Consider the following 15,292-nt stretch of genomic DNA (forward strand, 5'->3'; position numbering starts at 1 on the left):
ATCAGCTCAACAAGGAGATGTCGGCAACGCCAAGGAACAGATTGCGCAGACGGGCGAGCAAGGCGTAACGATTGGCCCGCACACTGGCGTCTTCTGCGTTCACCATTACCGCTTCGAAAAACGCATCGACAGGTTCGCGAAGTGCGGCAAGACGCGTCAGCGCCTCGTTGTACTGGCGGCTGGCGGACATGGGCGCTACGGCCTGATCTGCCTGCTGAATCGCCGAGTACAGCGAAAACTCGTTGGCGTTATCGAAATACTTCGGCTCTACCGTGTGAGCGATATTGCCGTCCGCTTTGCTGAGCAGGTTCGACACACGCTTGTTGACTGCGGCCAGTGCTGCAGCCTCGGGCAGCTTGCGGAAAGCCTGCACAGCCTGAACGCGCTGATCGAAGTCCAGGGCGGAAGCCGGCTGCAAGGCGCGAACCGAAAGGTAAACCGAAACGTCGACGCCCTCGTCTTCATAGCGAGCGCGCAGGCGGTCGAAGATGAATTCAAGAACCTGTTCCGGCAGGCCGGCCGGTTTGATCTTCACACCGAACTGAGCGACCGCGAATTGCACGGTTTTGACCAAGTCCAGGTCCAGCTTTTTCTCGATCAGAATGCGCAAGATGCCGAGCGCCGCGCGGCGCAATGCGTATGGGTCTTTGCTGCCGGTCGGGAGCATGCCGATGCCGAAAATCCCGACGAGGGTGTCGAGCTTGTCGGCGATGGCCACAGCTGCGCCAGTCAGCGTACCTGGCAGTTCAGCGCCAGCACCACGTGGCATGTATTGCTCATTCAACGCCAACGCGACGTCTTCGGGCTCACCATCGGCCAAGGCATAGTAGTAGCCGGCCACGCCCTGCATTTCCGGGAATTCGCCAACCATTTCTGTGGCCAGGTCGCACTTGGACAGCAGACCCGCACGTGCGGCGCGCTGAGCATCGCCACCAATGCGTGGGGCAATGAATGCAGCCAGCTTGGATACCCGCTCAGCCTTGTCGAAAACCGTGCCCAACTGGGCCTGGAAGACAACGTTCTGCAGGCGCTGATTGAAGGTCTCAAGCTTCTGCTTCTTGTCCTGCTTGAAGAAGAACTCGGCGTCGGTCAGGCGCGGGCGCACAACCTTCTCATTACCCAGGACAATCTGCGATGCGTCCTTGCTGTCGATGTTCGCGACAGTGATAAAACGCGGTAGCAGCTTGCCCTCGGCATTGAGCAGGCAGAAATACTTCTGGTTGTCCTGCATCGTGATGATAAGGGCTTCCTGTGGCACCTCTAGGAAGCGCTCCTCGAACGAGCACACCAGCGGCACTGGCCATTCGACCAGCGCGGTCACCTCATCCAGCAATGCCGGCGGCACAATGGCGGTGCCCTCATGCTGAGCGGCGAGCTCTTCAACACGCTTGCTGATGAGCTGGCGACGCTCGTTGAAATCTGCAAGCACGTGAGCGGCGCGCAGATCGCTGGCGTAGTTGGCTGGCGAGGTAATGCGCACACTTTCCGGATGATGGAAGCGATGGCCACGCGATTCCCGGCCGGAGGTCTGAGCGAGGATGGTGCAGTCAACGACCTGATCGCCAAACAGCATCACCAGCCATTGAGTCGGCCGTACGAACTCTTCCTTGCGCGCGCCCCAGCGCATGCGCTTGGGGATTGGCAAGTCGTTGAGAGAATCCTCGACGATGGTTGGCAACAGGCTCAGCGTTGGTTTGCCCGGAATGCTCTGGCTGTAACGCAGCTTCGGACCGCTTTGATCGATTTCGCTCAGATCGACGCCGCACTTCTTGGCGAAGCCCAATGCGGCCTGGGTGGGATTGCCCTCTGCGTCGAACGCTGCCTGGCGGGGTGGCCCGTCCAGATTAACGCTGCGGTCAGGCTGCTCGGTGGCGAGCTGGGTAATCAGCACGGCCAGTCGACGTGGCGCTGCGTAAACCTGTTTGGCGCTGTAGGTCAGACCTGCAGCCTGCAGGCCCTTTTCGATACCGGCCATGAACGCATCGGCCAAAGTATTCAGTGCTTTGGGTGGCAGTTCTTCGGTGCCCAGCTCGACCAGAAAATCTTGAGCACTCATTGCGCTGCCTCCAGCTTGGCCAACACTTCATCACGGATATCAGGCGCAGCCATCGGGAAGCCCAACTTGGCCCGGGCCGTCAGGTACGCCTGGGCCACGGAGCGAGCGAGGGTACGGACGCGCAGAATGTATTGTTGACGCGCAGTCACGGAAATCGCGCGACGGGCATCCAGCAGGTTAAACGTGTGGGAGGCCTTGAGGACCATCTCGTAGCTCGGCAGTGGCAGCTCGACTTCAATCAGCCGTACGGCTTCGCTCTCGTAGAAGTCGAACAGCTCAAACAGCTTGTCGACATTGGCGTGCTCGAAGTTGTACGTCGATTGCTCAACTTCGTTCTGATGGAAGACATCGCCGTAGGTCACTTTGCCGAATGGCCCGTCGGTCCAGACCAGGTCATAGACTGACTCAACGCCCTGCAGGTACATCGCCAGACGCTCAAGGCCATAAGTAATCTCGCCCGTTACGGGATAGCACTCGATGCCGCCAACTTGCTGGAAATAAGTGAATTGCGACACTTCCATGCCGTTCAACCAGATCTCCCAGCCCAGGCCCCAGGCGCCGAGGGTGGGTGATTCCCAGTTATCTTCGACAAAGCGAACGTCGTGCACCAGCGGATCCAGGCCGACATGCTTCAGCGAGCCGAGGTACAGCTCCTGGAAGTTGTCCGGGTTGGGCTTGAGTACGACCTGAAACTGGTAATAGTGCTGCAGGCGATTCGGGTTCTCGCCATAACGGCCATCGGTAGGACGACGGCTCGGTTGTACGTAGGCGGCGTTCCAGGTTTCCGGGCCGATGGCGCGCAGAAACGTTGCGGTGTGGAAAGTGCCGGCGCCCACTTCCATATCGTAGGGCTGAAGTACCACACAACCTTGCTCAGCCCAGTATTGCTGGAGGGCGAGGATCAAGTCTTGGAAGGTACGCACGGCTGGCGTAGGCTGGCTCACGAAATTCACCTGTACTGGGGGGCTGCGATTTAAAGAGCGGGAGTATACCCGATTCGGCCGCGCCTCCACCCTTGGAGCCCTATGCCACGCTGCTTTTGGTGCAACGAAGACCCGCTTTACATGGACTACCACGATCAAGAGTGGGGTGTGCCGTTGCGCGATGCGCAGATGCTGTTCGAGTTCCTGTTGCTCGAAGGGTTCCAGGCTGGACTGTCATGGATCACCATCCTCAAAAAGCGCGAGCGCTACCGCGAAGTGATGTTCGGGTTCGACGTCCAGCGCATTGCCGCGATGACCGATGCGCAGATAGAGGCGCTGATGCTGGAGCCGGGCATCGTGCGTAATCGTCTCAAGCTCAATGCCGCCCGCGAGAACGCCCAGGCCTGGCTCCGGCTGGATGATCCGGTTGCCCTCCTTTGGTCTTTTGTTGGCGGCAGCCCGAAGATCAACCATTTCAAGGACCGTAGTGAAGTCCCGGCCATCACGCCGGAAGCCGAAGCCATGAGTAAAGCGCTTAAAAAAGCCGGATTCACTTTCGTAGGTCCGACCATCTGTTATGCCTATATGCAGGCGACAGGGATGGTCATGGACCACACAGTGGATTGCGACCGGTATGCGGAACTGGCCGGTGCCTGACCATAAAGCAGGATGAGCGGGCGATTGATTCGCGCGGTGGTTACAATGACCGCCTCATGTATTCGGGAGTGATCTGTGGATAAGTTCAAAGGCGCCTTGATGGTTGGGGCATTGCGGCTATTTGCCTTGTTGCCATGGCGCGCGGTCCAATGGGTCGGCACCTGTATCGGCTGGCTGATGTGGAAATTGCCCAATCGCTCTCGCGATGTTGCGCGGATAAACCTTTCCAAATGCTTTCCCGAGCTGAGTCCGCCCGAGCTTGAAGCGTTGGTCGGCTGCAGTTTGATGGACATAGGCAAGACGCTGACCGAGAGCGCTTGCGCCTGGATCTGGCCGGCGCAGAAGTCGATCAACCTGGTGCGTGAGGTCGAAGGGCTCCAGGTACTTAAGGACGCGCTGGCATCGGGCAAGGGCGTTGTGGGTATCACGAGTCATCTTGGCAACTGGGAAGTGCTCAACCACTTTTACTGCAGTCAGTGCAAACCGATCATTTTTTACCGGCCGCCCAAACTGAAGGCCGTGGATGACCTGCTGCGCAAACAGCGCGTGCAATTGGGTAATCGCGTGGCGGCTTCTACCAAGGAAGGCATTCTCAGTGTGATCAAAGAGGTGCGCAAAGGTGGCTCGGTTGGCATCCCTGCAGATCCTGAGCCTGCCGAGTCAGCCGGCATTTTCGTCCCGTTTTGCGGAACGATTGCGCTCACCAGTAAGTTTGTGCCGAACATGCTGGCAGGTGGCAAAGCGGTAGGCGTGTTTCTTCACGCGATGCGCCTGGAGGATGGCTCGGGTTACAAAGTGGTGCTCGAAGCGGCGCCCGATGACATGTACAGCACCGACACCGAAACGTCGGCGGCGGCCATGAGCAAAGTAGTCGAGAGGTACGTGCGGGCCTACCCAAGCCAGTACATGTGGACCATGAAGCGCTTCAAAAAACGCCCCGAAGGCGAAAAGCGCTGGTATTGATCACCGGCGCAATGCCAGCCTCTTCCACCACTGCCCGATACGTTGAAGCACTTGTAGGCGCGCGCTTGGCCGCGAATGCGATGTGGCGGTCACCACATCCATTCCAGGGAAACCCCTCGCGAGCAAGCGCGCTCCTCCAGTCAGCGCGCCTGGTTCGAATCAGAAAAAGCTCAAGCCCACCTGAAATAGCCTTTCCACGTCCCGGATGTACTTCTTATCCACAAGGAACATGATCACGTGGTCACCGGATTCGATCACCGTGCTGTCATGGGCGATGAGCACCTGGTCAGCGCGTGTAATCGCACCGATGGTCGTGCCGGGCGGAAGGTTGATGTGCATGATCGCCTTGCCAATCACCTTGCTGGACTTCGCATCGCCATGGGCGACAATTTCGATGGCCTCGGCCGCGCCCCGCCGCAATGAGTGCACACTGACAATGTCGCCGCGCCTCACGTGCGCCAGTAACGTCCCGATAGTCGCGAGTTGAGGGCTGACCGCAACATCGATTTCCCCGCCCTGCACCAGGTCGACATAAGCAGGGTTATTGATGAGGGTCATGACTTTCTTCGCGCCCAGCCGTTTAGCCAGCAACGAGGACATGATGTTCGCTTCATCATCGTTGGTCAGTGCGAGGAAAAGGTCTGCGTTATCGATGTTTTCTTCCATGAGCAGGTCTCGATCGGACGAGCTCCCCTGAAGAATGACCGTGTTGTTCAGCGTGTCGGAAAGGTGTCGGCATCGGGCGGGATTCATCTCGATGATCTTGACCTGGTAGCGGTTCTCGATGGCCTCCGCCAACCGCTCACCGATTTGCCCGCCGCCTGCAATCACGATGCGCTTGTAGCTCTCGTCCAGCCGACGCATTTCGCCCATCACGGCGCGAATATCGGCCTTGGCAGCGATGAAGAAGACCTCGTCGTCTGCTTCTATCACCGTATCGCCCTGAGGAATGATCGGACGATCACGGCGGAAAATAGCAGCGACACGAGTGTCGACGTTTGGCATGTGCGTACGCAGTTGGCGCAGCTGCTGCCCTACAAGGGGGCCGCCGTAGTACGCCTTGACCGCCACCATCTGGACCTTTCCGCCCGCGAAATCGATAACTTGCAGCGCGCTCGGGTATTCGATCAGGCGCTTGATGTAATGGGTCACGACTTGTTCGGGGCTGATCAGCACGTCCACCGGGATGGCGGCGTTGGCGAACAAGCCGGAGCGGGTGAGATAAGCGGACTCGCGAACGCGCGCGATCTTGGTCGGGGTTTGAAACAGCGTGTACGCGACCTGGCAGGCAACCATGTTGGTCTCGTCGCTGCTGGTGACGGCCACCAGCATGTCCGCGTCGTCCGCGCCGGCCTGACGCAGCACGGTCGGGAACGAGCCACGACCATGCACGGTGCGGATATCAAGGCGATCGCCCAATGCACGTAGACGGTCCTGATCGGTATCAACGACAGTAATGTCGTTGGCTTCGCTGGCCAGGTGCTCGGCCAGCGTACCGCCGACCTGCCCTGCGCCGAGAATGATGATCTTCAATCAGTCTCTCCTTGAATTGATGATCAGGCGACCGCAGCGATCTTGATCAGTTTGGCGTAATAAAAGCCGTCATGCCCGCCCTCTTGCGCCAGCAGTTGTCGGCCATGAGGTTGTTTCAGGCCTGGAGGCGGATTGCCTTGTTGTCCGGCAATGTCCAGTTCCCGCGCGCCCGGCGTGCGTGTCAGGAATGCAGCGATGACTTCGGTGTTTTCGGTCGGCAGGGTCGAGCATGTCGCGTACAGCAAGATGCCGCCGACCTCCAGCGTTGACCAAAGCGCATCCAGCAATTCGCCCTGCAGGGTGGCGAGTGCGGCAATGTCATCCGCCTGACGGGTCAGCTTGATGTCAGGGTGGCGGCGAATAACGCCGGTTGCCGAACACGGGGCATCGAGCAGAATGCGCTGGAAGGGCTTGCCGTCCCACCATTGATCCGTGGCGCGGGCATCGGCGGCGATGAGTTCGGCACTGAGGCCCAGACGGTCAAGGTTTTCTTTGACCCGCACCATGCGCTTGGCTTCCAGGTCCACCGCGACGACCCCGGCCAGGCCGGATTGTACTTCCAGCAGATGGCAGGTTTTGCCACCCGGCGCGCAGCAGGCGTCAAGCACACGCTGACCCGGGGCCAGCTCCAGCAGGTCGGCGGCCAGTTGGGCGGCCTCGTCCTGAACACTGATCCAACCGTCGGCAAAGCCCGGCAGTGAGCGCACATCGCCCGGTTCAGCCAGTACGATCCCGTCTTGGCTGAACGTGCAGGGCGTCGCGCCGATGCCTGCGTCCACCAGCAGCCGGAGGTACTCCTCGCGCGTTTTGTGCCGGCGGTTGACCCGCAAAATCATGGGTGGGTGAGCGTTGTTGGCCGCACAAATGGCTTCCCATTGCTCAGGCCACGCAGCTTTCAATGCTTTTTGCAGCCAGCGCGGGTGGGCAGTGCGCACTACTGGATCGTGCTCCAGCTCCACCAGCAAAGCCTCGCCCTCACGTTGGGCCCGACGTAACACGGCGTTGAGCAATGCTTTCGCCCAGGGTTTTTTCAGTTTGTCAGCACAGCCCACGGTTTCGCCGATGGCGGCGTGGGCCGGTACGCGAGAGTAAAAGAGCTGATACAGGCCCACCAGCAGTAAGGCCTGAACATCGTTATCAGCGGCTTTGAAGGGTTTCTGCAGCAGTTTGGCTGCCAACGCGGACAGCCTTGGCTCCCAGCGCGCGGTGCCAAATGCCAGATCCTGGGTCAGCCCCCGGTCGCGGTCCTCAACCTTGTCCAGCTGCGTCGGCAACGAGCTGTTCAAGGACGCTTTGCCACTCAATACAGCCGCGAGGGCCTTGGCAGCAGCCAGACGCGGGTTCATTGCGCATCTACCGTCAAGCCGAGCACAGTGCCGGCGGAGAATTTCTCCCGGCGACTGTTGAACAGGTCAGCGAAGCCCAGGGGTTTGCCGCCCGGTAACTGCACGCGAGTAAGAAGCAGCGCGCCGTCCGCACACGCAACCAATAGACCTGCTTTGCTGGCTTCAAGAACGGTGCCGGGTGTGCCCGCTCCCTCCGCGATCCGCGCTTCCAGAACCTTGAGCGCTTCGCCATTGAGCGTTGTGTGGCAGATAGGCCAGGGATTGAAGGCGCGCACCAGCCGCTCCAGCTCGACGGCCGGGCGGGCCCAGTCGATGCGTGCTTCGTCTTTATTCAGTTTGTGCGCATACGTTGCGAGACTGTCGTCCTGCACCTCGCCGACCAGCGTGCCTTCAGCCAGTCCTGCGATGGCTTGAATCACCGCCGTCGGGCCCAGAGCAGCAAGGCGGTCATGCAGTGTGCCGCCGGTGTCGTCGGCCGTGATCGGTGTCTTTACCTTGAGCAGCATCGGGCCCGTGTCCAGGCCCGCTTCCATACGCATCACAGTCACGCCGCTTTGCGCATCGCCAGCTTGCACTGCGCGTTGAATGGGCGCGGCACCCCGCCAGCGTGGCAGAAGTGATGCGTGACTGTTGATGCAGCCCAGGCGTGGAATATCCAGCACTGCTTGCGGCAGGATCAGACCGTAAGCGACCACCACCAGCAGATCAGGCCTCAGTGCGGCCAACTCGGCCTGAGCTTCCGGCGCGCGCAATGTGGGCGGCTGCAGGACTGGAATACCGTGCTGAAGGGCAAGCTGCTTGACCGGGCTTGGCATCAGCTTCTGACCACGACCGGCCGGGCGATCTGGCTGGGTGTAGACCGCAATGACGTCATAGGGACTGTCGAGCAGGGCTTTCAGGTGCTCGGCGGCGAACTCAGGGGTGCCGGCGAACACGATGCGCATTGGCTCAGTCATGGGCTTCTCTTTGAAGGATATGGCGGCAGAAGGGCACTTGGCTGAATAGCGCCATGGGGCGGCAACGACACTATCGGCTGGCGCCCCATTGCAGGCTAATGCGCTCCTGCAGCAGAAAGGAGATGGCTGGATCAGGCGTTTTGCTTGTGAAGTTTTTCCAGCTTTTTCTTGATCCGGTCGCGCTTGAGGTTGGACAGGTAGTCGACGAAAAGCTTGCCGTTCAGGTGGTCGCACTCATGCTGAATGCACACGGCGAGCAGGCCCTCGGCGATCATTTCGTAGGGCTGGCCATCACGACCCAGCGCCTTGACCTTGACGCGTTGCGGGCGATCCACGTTTTCGTAAAAACCTGGAACAGACAGGCACCCTTCCTGGTACTGATCCATCTCTTCGGTGAGCGGCTCGATCTCGGGGTTGATGAACACCCGGGGCTCGCTGCGATCTTCGGAGAGATCCATCACTACCACGCGCTTGTGTACGTTAACCTGCGTTGCGGCCAGACCGATGCCAGGCGCTTCGTACATGGTTTCAAACATGTCGTCGACCAACTGGCGAATGCCGTCGTCCACTTCAACCACCGGCTTGGCGATGGTGCGCAGGCGCGAATCGGGAAATTCGAGGATGTTTAGTATGGCCATATACGTAAGGGATGCACTGTAGGGTAAAGTCAAAATCGGCTGCTAGGCTTGGGACGTCACAAGCGCGCAGCCCTTGTAAAAGCGGAAGTCTTGCAAGACTCGGCGTTTCACGCGAAGCCACATGATAAAGGGATTCACTGCATGAGGAAATCACTACTCGCCCTGCTGCTGTTGGCCGCGACAGGCCTTGTCCAGGCGCAAGTACAGCTCAGGGATGGCCATCCAGAGAGTTACACCGTTGTCGCCGGTGACACGCTTTGGGACATATCCGGAAAATTTCTGAACCAGCCGTGGAAGTGGCCGCAACTGTGGCGCGCCAATCCACAGGTTCACGACCCTGATCTGATCTACCCCGGGGACACGCTAACGCTCACCTATGTCGACGGTCAGCCGCGAATCACGGTCAACCGTGGCGAGTCTCGAGGCACTATCAAATTGTCCCCGAGGGTGCGCAGCACGCCGATTGCAGAGGCGATTCCCACGATTCCGCTGGGTGCAATCAATGCGTTTCTGCTGAATAACAGGATCATCGACAACGCCCATCAATTTGAGGTCGCCCCCTATGTGGTGGCGGGCAATGGCGAACGAGTGCTCAGTGGTGCCGGCGATCGCATCTATGCGCGAGGCCGCTTTGAGCCGACGCACGTTGCGTATGGCATCTATCGCAAGGGCAAGACGTACGTCGATCCAGTGACAGGTGTGGTGCTGGGGATCAATGCCGATGACATCGGCAGCGGGGAGATCGTAGCTAGTGAAGGCGACGTTGCGACGCTGCAGATGCAGCGCTCGACTCAGGAAGTGCGTCTGGGCGACCGCCTTTTCGTCAGTGAAGAGCGCGGAATCAATTCGACATTTGTACCCAGTGAGCCGCAGCAGGCAGTGGATGGCACCATCATCGACGTGCCAAGGGGTGTGACTCAGATTGGCGAGTTTGACGTAGTGACCCTTGATCGAGGTCGTCTGGATGGCCTGGCCGAAGGAAACGTGCTGGCCATTTACAAGACTGGCGAGACGGTCCGTGACCGGGTCAGTGGTGACCAGGTCAAAATTCCCGACGAGCGATCCGGGCTGTTGATGGTCTTCCGTACCTACGAGCGACTGAGCTACGCGATGGTATTGCACGCCTCCCGATCTTTGGCGGTTCAGGACAAAGTGCGTAACCCGTAATGCTATGTATCAGGTGTAAATCACTTTTCTCCACCGGCGTGCTTCACTTATCAAATTGTTGTTAACAGAGTTATCCACAGGTTGGTGCACCGTTTGAGGTGAACCATGGATCAAGGAAGATCGCATGCCGTTGTTCGAAAAGTCCGGTCAGTCACCTGCCGAACTGGAAGCCCGCTTGCGCTTGCACCGGCTTCCAGAGATAGGCCCAAAACGTTTTCACACCCTCATTGATGCCTTCGGCAGCGCTTCTGCTGCACTGAGTGCGCCCGCTTCGGCGTGGCGATCATTACGCCTGCCAGCGGCCTGTGCGGATGCTCGCCGCAGCGCGGAGGTGCGCGACGGCGCAAGCGTTGCATTGGCCTGGTTAGAGCGTTCCGGCCAGCATTTACTGATGTGGGACGACCCTGACTACCCTGCGCTGCTGGCTGAAATTCCTGATCCGCCGCCTATGCTATTCATCGCCGGCGACCGCTCATTGCTTGACCGTCCGCAGCTGGGAATGGTCGGCAGCAGACGGGCCTCAAGGCCAGGACTGGACACCGCCGCAGCCTTCGCGCGCAGTTTGGCCGGGGCAGGATTTGTCATAACCAGCGGGCTGGCGCTTGGCATTGACGGCGCGGCGCATCAGGGCGCTTTGGACGTAAAAGGCGGGACGATCGGTGTGCTCGGCACCGGGATCGAAAAACTTTATCCACAGCGGCATCGTCAGCTTGCGGCGAACATGGTGGCCAATGGAGGCGCTGTCATTTCCGAGCTGCCGCTGGACGCCGCACCTCATGCCAGCAACTTCCCTCGGCGCAACCGAATCATCAGCGGCTTGTCCCTTGGAGTGTTGGTGGTCGAGGCCAGCGTGGCCAGCGGGTCACTTATCACGGCGCGTCTTGCCGCCGAGCAGGGTCGCGAGGTCTACGCCATACCCGGTTCGATCCATCATCCAGGCGCCAGGGGTTGTCATCAGCTCATTCGCGAGGGCGCTGTGCTCGTGGAGACCATTGATCACATTCTTGAAGCGCTGCAAGGATGGAAGAATGTCGGTCCAGCTGATGTCACAGCCGCACAGCCTCAGGCGGCACTGCATCCGCTTTTGGCGCTACTGCACGCCGCGCCTCAAACGGGCGAAGCACTGGCCCATAACAGCGGTTGGCCCTTGCCTAAAGTGCTGGCCGCCTTGACTGAACTTGAGCTCGACAGCAGCGTGGCCTGTGAAGCCGGAAGATGGTTTGCCCGGGCACGCTGAGGTTAAACTGCCCGCCAGCGTAATTTGGGAGAACAAGCGATGGTCAGCAGTTGGCGAGTGCAGCAAGCCGCACGAGAGATTCGAGCCGGAGCGGTGATTGCCTACCCAACCGAAGCCGTGTGGGGTTTGGGCTGTGACCCTTGGGACGCGGAGGCGGTTTATCGCCTGCTGGCGATCAAGGCACGGCCTGTGGAAAAAGGCTTGATCCTGATTGCCGATAACATCCGTCAGTTCGACTTCCTCTTCGAAGACTTCCCCGAGCTTTGGATTGATCGAATGGCCAGCACATGGCCCGGACCAAACACCTGGCTGGTGCCCCATCAAGGGTTATTGCCTCAGTGGATAACCGGGCAGCACGACACCGTTGCTCTGCGCGTTAGCGATCATCCGACCGTTCGCGATCTTTGCGCGTTGACCGGTCCGCTGGTGTCGACTTCCGCAAACCCGGCAGGCCGACCCGCGGCGCGTTCGCGGCTGCGGGTCGAGCAGTATTTTCACGAGCAGTTGGACATGGTGCTGGGCGGCAGTCTGGGCGGTCGCCGCAACCCAAGTGTCATCAGGGATCTGGTGACGGCTGAGGTGGTACGGGCTGGATAACGTCTGCCCGGTCTAGCGCTACGCCGCAACCTCTGTAGGAGCGCGCTTGCCCGCGAAAGCGATATGTCTGGTAAGCATTAAGTGACTGACACACCGCCTTCGCGGGCAAGCGCGCTCCTACAAAGAGAAAGGCGGAATCAAGGCACCAGAATGATCGACCCCATCGTTCTGCGCCCGGCCAATTCGGTGTGCGCCAGCGCTGCATCCTTGAGCGCGAACTGCTGGATGTTGTCGACTTTGACCTTCCCGCTGGCCACCATCTCGAACACTTCATCCGCCATTGCCTGCAGGGCTTGCGGCCCGTTTGCGTATGACCCCAGCGTCGGACGGGTGACGTAGAGCGAGCCTTTTTGGGCGAGGACCCCGAGGTTCACGCCGGTTACGGCTCCAGATGCGTTGCCGAAGCTGACCAATAGGCCTCGCAACTCCAGGCAATCAAGTGACGTCTCCCAAGTGTCTTTGCCTACGCCGTCGTAGACTACTGGCACCTTCTTGCCGTTCGTCAATTCCTTCACGCGCTGAACGACATCCTCCTTGCTGTAATCGATTACTTCCCACGCACCCAGCGCTTTGGCATGCGCGGCCTTTTCGGCCGAGCTCACCGTACCGATGAGTTTCACGCCCAGCGCGCTAGCCCACTGGCAGGCGATCGAACCGACGCCACCGGCAGCGGCATGAAACAGGATGGTTTCTTCGGGACGAATTTCGTAGGTCTGGCGGAACAGGTACTGGACGGTCAAACCCTTGAGCATGACGGCGGCGCCCTGCTCGAAGCTGATGTCGTCAGGCAGCTTGGCTACGTTCGCCCCCGGCGTTACATGGACATTCGCATACGCACCCAAGGGGCCGGTGCCATAGACCACGCGGTCGCCAACTTTGACGTGAGTCACTTCGCTGCCCACCGCTTCCACAATGCCGGCGCCTTCGTTGCCTAGCCCCGACGGGAACGAGGGCGCCGGATAGAGTCCGCTGCGAAAGTAGGTCTCGATGAAATTCACGCCAATCGCCTTGTTACGCACGCGCACGTCTTTGGGGCCTGGCGCAGGGGGCTCGAAGTCAACATAGTTGAGCACTTCCGGGCCGCCGTATTGGTCGAACTGGATACGTTTTGCCATTTGCTTACTCCGTCGTTGATCGGAACTGCAGGGGATCACTGTCGATGCCAAAGGGGTCTATCGGACTCCTTCGCTCGCGCTGCGTCAACTGCGGCATCCGCCATGCCGGTGATATGCTACCGCCCGGATTTCGCAGTCGGGTTTGCTCTGCGAGGGTGACGGCTTGATCGTCGCGATCGCTCAGTGCCCGCTTGCCACGCACGTCTCAGTCAACTCAGGTACCGCCATGTCTTTTCGCACCGATGCCGTCAAAGCCTACTTGCTCGATCTTCAAGACCGGATCTGCGCCGCGCTGGAAACCGAAGATGGCAGCGCACGTTTCGTCGAAGACGCCTGGGAGCGACCTGCGGGTGGTGGCGGACGGACTCGGGTGATCGAGAACGGCCACATCCTTGAAAAGGGCGGGGTCAACTTTTCCCACGTCTTCGGTGCCGGCCTGCCTCCCTCCGCCAGCGCCCATCGTCCGGAACTGGCGGGGCGGGGATTTGAGGCGCTGGGCGTCTCGCTGGTGATGCATCCGCACAACCCGCATGTGCCGACCGCTCACGCCAACGTGCGTTTCTTTATCGCCGAAAAAGAAGGCGAAGAACCGGTCTGGTGGTTCGGCGGCGGCTTCGATCTGACGCCCTACTACGGTGTGGAGGAAGACTGCATCCATTGGCATCGCGTCGCCGAGCAGGCTTGCGCGCCTTTTGGGGCGGATGTGTATCCGCGCTACAAGGCATGGTGCGACCGCTACTTCCACATCAAGCATCGCAATGAACCGCGCGGCGTGGGTGGGCTGTTTTTCGATGACCTCAATGAGTGGGATTTCGACACCAGCTTTGCCTTCATCCGTGCCATCGGCGATGCGTTCGTCGAGGCGTACCTGCCTATCGTTCAGCGCCGCAAAGACACGCCCTACACCCCGCAACAGCGTGAATTTCAGGAATTCCGGCGCGGCCGTTATGTTGAATTCAATCTGGTGTACGACCGAGGCACGTTGTTCGGGCTGCAATCGGGTGGCCGCACTGAATCAATTCTGATGTCGCTTCCGCCGCAAGTGCGCTGGGGCTACGACTGGAAAGCCGAGCCGGGCAGCGAGGAAGCGCGCCTGACGGAGTACTTCCTCCAGGATCGCGACTGGCTCGCCGAGGCCGGGCAGTGATGACTGATCAATACGTCGTTTTCGGCAACCCCATCGCGCACAGCAAATCGCCATTGATCCATCGCCTGTTCGCCGAGCAGACGGGGCAGTCGCTGGATTACCAGACATCGCTGGCGCCGCTGGACGGCTTCACTGCCTTCGCCAAGGCGTTTTTCGAGACAGGCCGTGGCGCCAACGTCACTGTGCCCTTCAAGGAACAAGCGTACCGGCTGGCCGATCAGTTGACAGAGCGCGGCCGCCGTGCGGGGGCGGTCAATACCCTGGCCGTGCAAGCAGATGGCAGCTTGCTGGGCGACAACACTGACGGCGCAGGCCTGGTTCGGGACCTTAAGGTCAATCATGGCGTCACGCTCAAGGACAGACGCATTCTGGTGCTGGGGGCTGGCGGTGCGGTGCGCGGTGCGCTCGAACCCCTACTGGCGGAAGATCCCTACGTGCTGGTGGTTGCCAATCGCACGGTTGAAAAGGCTGAAAAGCTGGCCCAGGAATTCGCTGACATTGGCCCGGTGTTGCCCGCAGGCTATGACTGGCTGGAAGAGCCGGTGGACCTCATTATCAACGCGACGTCGGCGAGCCTTTCCGGCGAAATGCCGCCTATTGCGCCTGGCCTGATTAAGCCCGGTGAAACCTTCTGCTACGACATGATGTACAGCAAGGAGCCAACCGCGTTCTGCCGCTGGGCTGTGCAGCACGACGCCGGTCAGGCGGTTGATGGATTGGGGATGTTGGTCGAGCAGGCAGCCGAGGCGTTTTATCTGTGGCGCGGCGTGCGGCCGGAATCAGCGCCCGTGTTGGCGGAACTGCGGCGGTTGATGGCTCAGAACGGATAAGGCTCTCTGCATACTTATCCCCCTGTGGGAGCGAGCTTGCCCGCGAAGACGCCATTCCAACCGCTGAACATCTAGCGAATGTACCGACTTCTCGCGAGCGAGCTCACTCCCAAACGCGGATATGGGC

14 protein-coding genes are annotated in these 15,292 nt (G+C 60.0%); 7 read left to right on the plus strand and 7 right to left on the minus strand.

Annotated elements, in window-relative coordinates; translation table 11 throughout:
• Nucleotide 1 precedes the first annotated feature (1 nt).
• On the minus strand, nucleotides 2–2,056 hold the full coding sequence (gene glyS / locus LT42_RS20325; protein WP_037016959.1) for a glycine--tRNA ligase subunit beta: 2,055 nt from the start codon (nucleotides 2,054–2,056) through the stop codon (nucleotides 2–4).
• On the minus strand, nucleotides 2,053–3,000 hold the full coding sequence (gene glyQ, locus LT42_RS20330) for a glycine--tRNA ligase subunit alpha (protein WP_037016961.1): 948 nt from the start codon (nucleotides 2,998–3,000) through the stop codon (nucleotides 2,053–2,055). The genes glyS and glyQ overlap by 4 nt, the downstream gene beginning before the upstream one ends.
• 81 nt (nucleotides 3,001–3,081) lie before the next feature.
• Here glyQ and LT42_RS20335 point away from each other — a divergent pair, with 81 nt between their 5' ends.
• A complete protein-coding gene (locus LT42_RS20335; protein ID WP_037016964.1) occupies nucleotides 3,082–3,636 on the plus strand; it encodes a DNA-3-methyladenine glycosylase I in 555 nt (184 codons plus the stop codon).
• Between the two features lie 75 nt (nucleotides 3,637–3,711).
• Complete coding sequence (locus LT42_RS20340; protein WP_037016967.1) at nucleotides 3,712–4,599, plus strand: lysophospholipid acyltransferase; 888 nt, start codon at nucleotides 3,712–3,714, stop codon at nucleotides 4,597–4,599.
• A gap of 159 nt (nucleotides 4,600–4,758) precedes the next feature.
• On the opposite strand, the gene trkA is transcribed toward LT42_RS20340, so the two are convergent.
• The 4 genes from trkA to def form a co-directional block, all read right to left on the minus strand.
• On the minus strand, nucleotides 4,759–6,132 hold the full coding sequence (gene trkA, locus LT42_RS20345; protein WP_037016970.1) for a Trk system potassium transporter TrkA: 1,374 nt from the start codon (nucleotides 6,130–6,132) through the stop codon (nucleotides 4,759–4,761).
• Nucleotides 6,133–6,155: 23 nt separating this feature from the next.
• Entirely contained in the window at nucleotides 6,156–7,478 is a 1,323-nt protein-coding gene (gene rsmB, locus LT42_RS20350) for a 16S rRNA (cytosine(967)-C(5))-methyltransferase RsmB (RefSeq protein ID WP_037016972.1), read from the minus strand.
• Nucleotides 7,475–8,434: a methionyl-tRNA formyltransferase gene (fmt, locus tag LT42_RS20355; protein ID WP_037016975.1), complete on the minus strand. Its 960-nt coding sequence runs from the start codon at nucleotides 8,432–8,434 to the stop codon at nucleotides 7,475–7,477. Before fmt ends, rsmB begins: the two co-directional genes overlap by 4 nt.
• A 131-nt stretch (nucleotides 8,435–8,565) precedes the next feature.
• Complete coding sequence (def, locus tag LT42_RS20360) at nucleotides 8,566–9,072, minus strand: peptide deformylase (protein WP_037016978.1); 507 nt, start codon at nucleotides 9,070–9,072, stop codon at nucleotides 8,566–8,568.
• A gap of 141 nt (nucleotides 9,073–9,213) precedes the next feature.
• On the opposite strand from def, the gene LT42_RS20365 reads away from it, so the two are divergent.
• From LT42_RS20365 to tsaC, 3 genes are all read left to right on the plus strand, one after another.
• Nucleotides 9,214–10,239, plus strand: a complete 1,026-nt coding sequence (locus tag LT42_RS20365) for a LysM peptidoglycan-binding domain-containing protein (protein ID WP_037016981.1) — start codon at nucleotides 9,214–9,216, stop codon at nucleotides 10,237–10,239.
• A 124-nt stretch (nucleotides 10,240–10,363) separates the two neighbouring features.
• Complete coding sequence (gene dprA / locus LT42_RS20370) at nucleotides 10,364–11,476, plus strand: DNA-processing protein DprA (RefSeq protein WP_037016983.1); 1,113 nt, start codon at nucleotides 10,364–10,366, stop codon at nucleotides 11,474–11,476.
• 39 nt (nucleotides 11,477–11,515) lie between these two features.
• Nucleotides 11,516–12,073: an L-threonylcarbamoyladenylate synthase type 1 TsaC gene (gene tsaC, locus LT42_RS20375; protein ID WP_037016986.1), complete on the plus strand. Its 558-nt coding sequence runs from the start codon at nucleotides 11,516–11,518 to the stop codon at nucleotides 12,071–12,073.
• Between the two features lie 137 nt (nucleotides 12,074–12,210).
• On the opposite strand, the gene LT42_RS20380 is transcribed toward tsaC, so the two are convergent.
• Nucleotides 12,211–13,188, minus strand: a complete 978-nt coding sequence (locus LT42_RS20380) for an NADPH:quinone reductase (protein ID WP_037016989.1) — start codon at nucleotides 13,186–13,188, stop codon at nucleotides 12,211–12,213.
• Nucleotides 13,189–13,414: 226 nt separating this feature from the next.
• Between LT42_RS20380 and hemF the strand changes: the two genes are divergently transcribed.
• Both hemF and aroE read left to right on the plus strand, forming a co-directional pair.
• Nucleotides 13,415–14,335 carry an oxygen-dependent coproporphyrinogen oxidase gene (gene hemF / locus LT42_RS20385; RefSeq protein ID WP_037016991.1) on the plus strand — a complete coding sequence of 307 codons (921 nt, stop codon included), beginning with the start codon at nucleotides 13,415–13,417 and terminating at the stop codon, nucleotides 14,333–14,335.
• Entirely contained in the window at nucleotides 14,335–15,165 is an 831-nt protein-coding gene (gene aroE / locus LT42_RS20390) for a shikimate dehydrogenase (RefSeq protein ID WP_037016994.1), read from the plus strand. The genes hemF and aroE overlap by 1 nt, the downstream gene beginning before the upstream one ends.
• Nucleotides 15,166–15,292 lie beyond the last annotated feature (127 nt).

The organism is Pseudomonas lutea (assembly GCF_000759445.1).
GTDB lineage: Bacteria > Pseudomonadota > Gammaproteobacteria > Pseudomonadales > Pseudomonadaceae > Aquipseudomonas > Aquipseudomonas lutea.